Annotated in this window: 1 pseudogene; it reads right to left on the bottom strand. The window is 62.6% G+C overall.

Features of this window, described 5'->3' with window-relative positions:
- A pseudogene (locus ACPYOM_RS23595) lies at window positions 1-221 on the bottom strand (cation transporter); the annotation flags it as partial.
- Window positions 222-243: the final 22 nt, after the last annotated feature.

Raw genomic sequence — 243 nt, 5'->3', positions numbered from 1 at the left:
TTGGAGGAGAACTGCCATGACAAGGCCAGCGCAGAGGTCACCTCAATCACAGAGTCCAGGCCGAAGCCAATCAAGGCCGAAGAGTCCGCGACGCCGCCCGCCCAGAGCGCTACGACCGCTTCGATCACGTTATAGGTGATGGTCGCCGCCGCGAAGAGGCGGATTCGCCTCATCAGGACAAGACGACGGTCCAAGGCTGCGGAGGGAAGAGTGGTGCTCATGCCAGGCACGTCCCATCAGGGG

It is taken from the genome of Monashia sp. HAY1-2A (assembly GCF_056755315.1).
Note: the sequence above shows the minus strand (reverse complement) of the source record. Positions and strands in the feature narration are given on the sequence as shown.